The organism is Cronbergia sp. UHCC 0137 (assembly GCF_034932285.1).
Classification (GTDB): domain Bacteria; phylum Cyanobacteriota; class Cyanobacteriia; order Cyanobacteriales; family Nostocaceae; genus Cronbergia.
In genome coordinates this window covers 1-7,381 of record NZ_JAYGHC010000081.1, presented here as the reverse complement: position 1 = coordinate 7,381, position 7,381 = coordinate 1, and the positions used below count along the sequence as shown (strand labels likewise).

7 protein-coding genes and 2 pseudogenes are annotated in these 7,381 nt (G+C 36.1%); 4 read left to right on the top strand and 5 right to left on the bottom strand.

The window, feature by feature from the left end; all coding sequences use genetic code 11:
• The first annotated feature begins 3 nt into the window (after window positions 1–3).
• The 3 genes from VB711_RS24960 (at window position 4) to VB711_RS24950 (ending at window position 2,163) form a co-directional block, all read left to right on the top strand.
• The gene (locus VB711_RS24960; protein ID WP_323289145.1) at window positions 4–789 is read left to right on the top strand and encodes a HEAT repeat domain-containing protein; all 786 of its coding nucleotides are present in this window, start codon (window positions 4–6) and stop codon (window positions 787–789) included.
• Between the two features lie 74 nt (window positions 790–863).
• Window positions 864–1,292 (top strand): HEAT repeat domain-containing protein, encoded by a 429-nt coding sequence (locus VB711_RS24955; protein ID WP_323289130.1) that lies wholly within the window; start codon window positions 864–866, stop codon window positions 1,290–1,292.
• Window positions 1,293–1,413: 121 nt separating this feature from the next.
• Window positions 1,414–2,163, top strand: a complete 750-nt coding sequence (locus VB711_RS24950; RefSeq protein ID WP_323289129.1) for a phycobilisome rod-core linker polypeptide — start codon at window positions 1,414–1,416, stop codon at window positions 2,161–2,163.
• 142 nt (window positions 2,164–2,305) lie between these two features.
• Here VB711_RS24950 and VB711_RS26590 read toward each other — a convergent pair.
• Window positions 2,306–2,512 (bottom strand): annotated as a pseudogene (locus VB711_RS26590) (DUF6883 domain-containing protein); the annotation flags it as partial.
• Between the two features lie 93 nt (window positions 2,513–2,605).
• Here VB711_RS26590 and VB711_RS24945 point away from each other — a divergent pair.
• Window positions 2,606–5,224, top strand: coding sequence for a PAS domain S-box protein (locus VB711_RS24945; RefSeq protein WP_323289128.1), 2,619 nt, complete (start codon window positions 2,606–2,608; stop codon window positions 5,222–5,224).
• 73 nt (window positions 5,225–5,297) lie between these two features.
• Here VB711_RS24945 and VB711_RS24940 read toward each other — a convergent pair.
• The 4 genes and pseudogenes from VB711_RS24940 to VB711_RS24925 form a co-directional block, all read right to left on the bottom strand.
• Window positions 5,298–5,462 (bottom strand): annotated as a pseudogene (locus tag VB711_RS24940) (RNA methyltransferase PUA domain-containing protein); the annotation flags it as partial.
• A 31-nt stretch (window positions 5,463–5,493) separates the two neighbouring features.
• The gene (locus VB711_RS24935; protein WP_323289144.1) at window positions 5,494–6,057 is read right to left on the bottom strand and encodes a Uma2 family endonuclease; all 564 of its coding nucleotides are present in this window, start codon (window positions 6,055–6,057) and stop codon (window positions 5,494–5,496) included.
• A 233-nt stretch (window positions 6,058–6,290) separates the two neighbouring features.
• Window positions 6,291–6,749 (bottom strand): Panacea domain-containing protein, encoded by a 459-nt coding sequence (locus VB711_RS24930; RefSeq protein ID WP_323289127.1) that lies wholly within the window; start codon window positions 6,747–6,749, stop codon window positions 6,291–6,293.
• Between the two features lie 323 nt (window positions 6,750–7,072).
• On the bottom strand, window positions 7,073–7,381 hold a 309-nt coding region (locus tag VB711_RS24925; RefSeq protein ID WP_323289126.1), incomplete at its 5' end, for a DUF29 domain-containing protein.

Genomic DNA, 7,381 nt, shown 5'->3' with positions numbered 1-7,381 from the left:
TTTATGGTTGTTACTACTTCTCCAACTGAACCAATTCTCTCTCCTGACACTGCGATTTCTTCCCTAGATGCAGAGGATAATCAAATTAGATATTATGCTGCTTGGTGGTTAGGAAAACATCAAATTCAATCAGCTTGTGCAGTCCTTTGTCAACAACTCCAAGATGTGCGTTATCGGACAGTCCAAGGTGGCTATCCCTTACGTCGTCAAGTTGCTCGCGCTTTAGGACAACTCAAAAATATTGAAGCAGTACCAGCCCTCATCAATGCCCTAAACTGTGATGAAGATGAGCAATTTCGGGAAGTTGTCATTGAGGCATTGGGAAAAATTGGTGATGCTAGAGCCAATTCTCCCCTCTTACAACTTTTACAATCTGGTACATCTCAACCCTACGAAGCCTTAATAGAAGCCCTGGGAGAATTGCGAGTAATAGAAGCACGTCCACTTATTGAGCCATTTTTAAAACATTCCTCAGAAAGAGTCCAATGTGCTGCGGCGCGTTATCTTTATCTCATCACCCAAAAACCAGAATATCTCGAACGAATTATTCAAAATCTTAATCACGAAAATCTCTATTTACGTTGGGCTGCGGCCTTTGATTTAGGAGCAATTGGTCATATAGAAGCAGCAGAAGCGATCGTGCAAGCAAAAGTTGGTAATAGCCTTAAACTATTAAACCTAAAACGGATTTTAGAAATAGTATTAGAAAGCGATATATCAGAAATAGAAAAACAACAATCAACGCAAAACCTATTTCAAATCATTGATCAACTATTAATCCAACTTTAATAACTCTTCTTCCTCTCTCTGCGACTCTGCGCCTCTGCGTGAGAAAAAAATTAATTTACCTAAAATCACCAATTATGAACACAAAAGTAGAATCTCTAATTGCGGATTATCAAACTTGTACAGATCAGAATGAACAAGCAAAAATTATCAGCATTCTCGCTGATCTTGGCGATGATCTCGCTCTAGATTTATTAGTAGATGTAGTAGGTGTAGAAATTGCCAATCATTGTCAAGGAAATGTACGCCGAGTGGCAGCTAGGGGCTTAGAAAAGATGGTGATTTCCACTACGGATTCCGAAAAAAGACAAAGAGGAATTGATAAGCTATCTTGGGCTTTATCAAATGCTGAAGATTGGGCATTGCGTTATGCGGCTGCGGTTTCTTTGGGAGCAGTTGCGACAGTGGAAATCAATACTATCCTTTATCAAGCTATGATGCAAGAATCAGACCGAGTTGTTAAAGAACGGATTCAGATGATTTTGAATAATTGTCTGATAGTGTAGCGTGGCGCAAGCCATATCAGGATATCCAGGATTAAAGGATTTACAGGATAAAAACAGGGATTCCATTACTAATTATCAATTTTCTACAAATGTTCATTATTATTTACTAAACAATCTCACCATGACTACTGCTTTAAAAAACTACCCCCTCTCCAGTCAAAACCAACGAGTTAAAGGATTTGAAATCCCAGGAGACGAACAACCCAAACTTTACACTACTGACGGAACTCTTTCCACGGTAGAAATGAATGAGTTGATTTGGGCTGCTTATCGCCAGATTTTTAACGAACAACAAATTCTGGTTAGTAACCGTTTATTGACTCTAGAATCTCAGTTAAAACACAAAAGTATTACCGTTAGAGATTTTATTCGCGGATTGGTAATGTCTGAAACATTCCGTTTACGCAACTATGACACAAACAACAATTACCGATTTGTAGAAATGTGTGTACAGCGTGTTCTGGGGCGGAAAGTTTACAATCAACAAGAAACAATTGCTTGGTCTATTATCATAGGTACTAAAGGGTTACAAGGGTTCATTGATGCCCTGCTCAGTAGTGAAGAATATCAAACTAGTTTTGGTGATAATACTGTTCCCTATCAACGTCGGCGGATTATTTCTCAGCGTCATCTAGGAGATTTACCTTTTAGCCAATTTCCTCGCTATGATCAATACCATCGTCAGCAATTAGAAAAACTGGGCTACTTCAAAGCTAAAGCTCCTCTGGTATATTGGTGGAAATGGCAACAAGATCCATATCCCAAGGTTTACCAAGCGATTTCATCAGCTACTTGGTTCGCAGGAATTACCCTGATAGCACTTGGGACTGTTGTGGTAATTCTGTCCTATTACGGTCTAATTTCTTTGTAAAATCAAGTTAATTAAGCTCAATTTTCATAACAGCCTGAAAATTCATTTTCAGGCTAGATTTATTTTTTTTCTGATAGTGTAGTCCTCTCAGGATTTAGATCACATTAATATTTTGGGAGCATCCAAACCACAAATTATATTTTCACAAGTTAATAGGGGTAAGTAGATTTGCACTCACTTCATATCTTGTACCATAAGCAGTTTCTTTAATCAGATTAACATCTACAGTTAGATGAAACTTACGGATATCTGATTCTAGCTGCTGCCAGTTATTAGGACAATAACCAAATTGGAGTAGTAATTTCGCTTTTGTCCCACCGCGTTTATGTTCAGTATTCAGTAAATACTCAGTTAGCTTGCGCTATTTGGGATTTTCATCGTTAAAATTAAGTATGAATATTTATTCCCCAGCAAAGTTATCCTATTCCTAAACCCCTTGCTTATGCTCAATCCATTAGGTGTTGCAATTGGATTATTTATCATCACCCTGTTCACAACTTACTATCTGCTAAAACGACAAATAACTCAACGACAACGAGCAGAAAAGATTATCCGACAACAAACTGATAGAGAACGTTTAGTTAGTCAAATAGCTCATCAGATTCGCAAATCCCTGAATTTAGATGAAGTGCTAGTCACCACAGTAGCAGAGGTAAAACAGTTTCTACAAGCTGACAGAGTGCTAATTTATCGGATTTGGGAAGATGGTACTGGTTGTGCCATAACGGAAACTGTCTCAGAAAATTATCCTTGCATTCTCGGAGAAACTTTTCCAGAAGAAGTATTTCCCAGAGAATATCATCATGCTTATACTCAAGGAAAAACTCGCGCTATTACCAATATAGATCAGAGTGATGTAGAATCTTGTTTAGCAGATTTTGTGAAACAGTTTGGTGTAAAAGCTAAATTAGTAGTACCAATATTACAAGAAGTGCGAGATATTCCCCCCCATTCTCAACCTTATCTTTGGGGTTTGTTGATTGCTCATCAATGTGAAAAACCCCGTGAATGGCAATCTTGGGAAATTGAATTGATGGTACAATTAGCCAATCAAGTTGCGATCGCAATTCAACAGTCAGAACTTTACGAACAACTACAAGAACTGAATATAGAACTAGAAAACCGAGTTCAACAGCGCACAGAAGAACTAGCTCGAACTAACATTTCCTTACGAGCAGAAATTATTGAACGTCAACGCACAGAAGCTGCACTTCGTCACACAAATCAAACTCTTGAATCTCTGATTACTGCTTCACCCCGTGCTATTTTTACCGTAGATTTAGATAACAATATTAAAATTTGGAATCCTGCGTCCGCAAGAATGTTTGGTTGGACAGAAGCAGAAATTTTAGATCAACCTAACCCCATCATTCCTATAGAATTAGAAGAATATCAAAAAATCAGAGATAGCATCATTCAAGGTATCACTCTTCCCCGCTTAGAAGTACGCCAACCAAAAAAGGACGGTACATTGATAGATATTGTTTTTTCTGCGGCTCCTCTCCGTAACAGCAATGGAACAATTACTGGTATAGTCGCAGTAGTTGCAGATGTCACAGAACAAAAACGCCAAGCTGAAGAAGTGCGGTTGCTTCAATCTGTTGTTGTTAATACTAATGATGCTGTTTTAATTACAGAATTTCAACCCATAGATAAACCTGGACCACGCATCTTATATATCAATCAAGCTTTTACACGCATGACTGGTTATAGTTCCGAAGATGTGTTAGGTAAAACGCCCCGTATCCTTCAAGGTCCAAAAACAGATCGAGTTGCTTTAGATCAAGTGAGAAATGCTCTTTCTCGTTGGGAAACTGTTACAGTTGAAGTTATTAACTATCGCAAAGATGGTTCGGAATTTTGGGTAGAATTTAGTGTAGTTCCTGTGGCTGATAAAACAGGATACTATACTCATTGGATAGCAGTACAAAGAGATATTACAGAACGCAAAAGAATTGAACAAGCATTACAACGTAGTGAAGAAAGATTCCGTTCGCTGATTGAAAATGCTTTAGATGTTATCACTATTTTAGATACAAAAGGGACGATTCAATATATTAGTCCATCTGTAGAAAAAGTTTTAGGTTATCAATCTGCTAATCTGATTGATCAGAATTTTTTTACCCTTATTAATCCTGATGATTTTGTCACTACTTGTTATCACATTACCAATGCAATTAAAAATCCTGATGTTCCCATACCTGTAGAATTTCGTTATCGTCATCAGGATAGTTCTTGGCGAACTTTAGAAGCTATTAGTCAGAGATTTGTTGATAATTCAGAACTAACACAAATCTTTGTTAATTGTCGTGATATTACCGAAAGAAAAAGATTAGAAGAAGTAAGATTAGCATTGGAAAAAGAAAAAGAATTAAGCACCATGAAAATTCGTTTTTTCTCAATGGCATCCCATGAATTTCGGACACCATTAAGTGTTGCTTTAGCTGCTGCTCAATTATTAGAAAATTCTCCCTATTCCTGGCAAGATGACCAAAAAAGAATTCGCAATTTACGCCGCATTCAAGATTCTGTAAAAAATATGGTGCAGCTTCTTGATGATATTTTAACCATCAATCGTGCAGAAACAGGTAATTTAGAATTTAATCCCACACAGTTAGATTTAGAAAAATTTTGTCGTCAATTTGTTGAAGAAATTAGACTTAGTGATGGTTCTGAACATATAATTAATTTTGTTTGTGAAGGAAACAGAGAACAAGCATATTTAGATGAAAAGTTATTACGTTCTATTTTAGGAAATCTGTTATCAAATGCTATTAAATATTCACCGGAAAATACTCAAGTTGATTTTTATCTCATCTTTGAGGAAAGGGAGGTAATAATTAAAATTTGTGATCAAGGAATTGGCATTCTCACAAATGACCAAAATGAATTATTTGAACCATTTCATCGAGGTAAGAATGTTCGTAATATTCCGGGTACAGGATTAGGTTTGGTGGTGGTAAAAAAATGTGTAGATTTACACGGAGGTAGTTTAACAGTTGTCAGTGATTCTGGCAGTGGTACAACTGTCACCGTTATATTACCTTTGGTAAGTACCTGAGCAAAATTAATTCCACATTTTTAGAACAAACTGATTGTTCGGCGGCTTCTGCGGCAATTCTACGCCAGTGTTCTAACTGTGATAACCACCATTTACCCTTTCCATCCATTGCAATAAATTTATCACCTTCCCGCAGCCTTAATACTCTCAATAAATAATGTTTTTGTTGAGGTGTTAATAAAATTTCTGTTGCTTGGAGTTGAGAAGGATGAATAGTAATGCGTTGGAGTTGTGACATATAATTTTAGATTTTTAGTTTATCTAAATATCTAACTACTCATTTTCAGCCAACCAAACAATTGAGTAACTGTTAACTCTAAATTTATCCCCATTAACACTGGTAAACGCACATCATCTCGTAAAAGTTCCGGTTGTTGATTGGGACGAAAAATCAAAATAGAACGGTCTTGTGGGTCTATTAACCAACCTAATTGACAACCATGATTTAGGCAATAAAGAATATTATCTATGACTCGATTTGAATTTTGTTCTGGGGAAAGAATTTCAATTGTCCAATCTGGAGACAGCAGAAAATCATTAGGTGCTTCTCCGTCAGCAGCAAAGGGAATGCGCGGCCAGTTGAAAACCGCTACATCAGGTACTATTGAACGAATACCAAAACTACAGCGCAGTTCAGGAAAAGCATAGGCAATTTTTTCGCTTTCGGTGACATCATTAATACTATTGCACAGTTTCAACTGTAATCGGCTATGCTTCCCTTTTGGCATTGGCTTGAGAATAATATTACCATTGATGTATTCGCTAACAGGTTTTGTTTCTGGTAGTTTAAGAAACTCTTCTAAGGATAAAGATTGAGTAATTACAGTTGTCATCATTAAAGTATTTTATAAGATTTGCGATCGCACTAATCACGCTCAATAGGATATATTTTGTGATGTCGCTCGTACCAAACTATGAAAAAGTGATGTTGGACTCTAACTCCCCAAATTCTTCTGCTTGTACCCAATCGTAATCTAAACAGGACTTCAAATTGTGAGATTATTTCACATTTTTTTCTTGTTCTTTTAATTTTTTCTCATTTTGTCGCTTAATTCGCTCTTCTTTCTTATTCATCTGATTCTGGTTCATTCCAAATTCCAGAATGATATTCAAAAATTGCATCTCTAGTTATTTCATTATTACAGATTGCCATAGCTGGTAAATCACCTCTTCCATTTATCCAAGGATCTTCTTGATGATTAATGTCACTAAGTTGCTGTGCTGTATAATTCCCATAAAAATCTAAGACTTTATCTATATTCTCTTTTTCGCTATCTGTAAGCGCATTGCTATTCCCTTCAGTAAAAGATTCCTTATTAACCTTAAACTTACCTTTATGAACGTTATACAAATCTCGAACTACTGCTCCGTTAGCCCAAGCCTCAATTCTTTCTTCAAACAACTCAGACTCGTCCCATACTAAATTCCATGCTTGACTATAATAGACAAGCTTTTGAAGTTTCATTGCTATAATTTCACCCTTTTTTTCAAGGATATAACGAGCAACATCAAATACTGTAGCCATATTAGTTCCTCAGATAAACTACTATTATCGTTGATAATAAAATTAAATTTCGACTTTATATAAGCTCTATACAATTCATATTGTACCACTGGGGTAAGTTCATTATAACTGGAAATTAAATTATAATGTCGTTATATAGTACAAATTTACCATGAACTGCTAATATATGTCAAGCCCTTCTTGCTCACATGATTTTTATAATACATACCCAGCCGAGTTATTATAGTCCTAAACCCTTCCCCCATGCTCAATTCATTAGGTGTTGCAATTTTGGAACAAACAAAAATCTCTGTTCCCTGTTCTCTTTTTTCGTAATAATGTACTCAAATCTCAGGAAAATAGTCACTATTAAGGATATCTTCAGGACTAAAAGGACATTGTTCAGGAAAAGTTTCACTAAACAACCCTGTTTTTTGAATTGCTTGTTTTCTCGCTTTGAGATAGACTGAATCTAAACAATGAAGAAAATAGTTATAAAGTGTTTTAGAACGACAAGAAAATTCTAATTCGTCTCGAAAATTAGAAATCTCGTTTTTCCAACCTCGTTGACAAAATTCCTTTTCAGTTTCCCAATAACGATAAAGTAAAAGACGAATTAATAATTGTTTGAGATAACTTTCTACTTTTCGTCT

Excerpts from the sequence above, each read along its gene's own strand:
- VB711_RS24960 (WP_323289145.1), top strand. The coding sequence starts at position 4 with ATGGTTGTTACTACTTCTCCAACTGAACCAATTCTCTCTCCTGACACT.
- VB711_RS24955 (WP_323289130.1), top strand. The coding sequence starts at position 864 with ATGAACACAAAAGTAGAATCTCTAATTGCGGATTATCAAACTTGTACA.
- VB711_RS24950 (WP_323289129.1), top strand. The coding sequence starts at position 1,414 with ATGACTACTGCTTTAAAAAACTACCCCCTCTCCAGTCAAAACCAACGA.
- VB711_RS24945 (WP_323289128.1), top strand. The coding sequence starts at position 2,606 with ATGCTCAATCCATTAGGTGTTGCAATTGGATTATTTATCATCACCCTG.
- VB711_RS24935 (WP_323289144.1), bottom strand. The coding sequence starts at position 6,057 with ATGACAACTGTAATTACTCAATCTTTATCCTTAGAAGAGTTTCTTAAA.
- VB711_RS24930 (WP_323289127.1), bottom strand. The coding sequence starts at position 6,749 with ATGGCTACAGTATTTGATGTTGCTCGTTATATCCTTGAAAAAAAGGGT.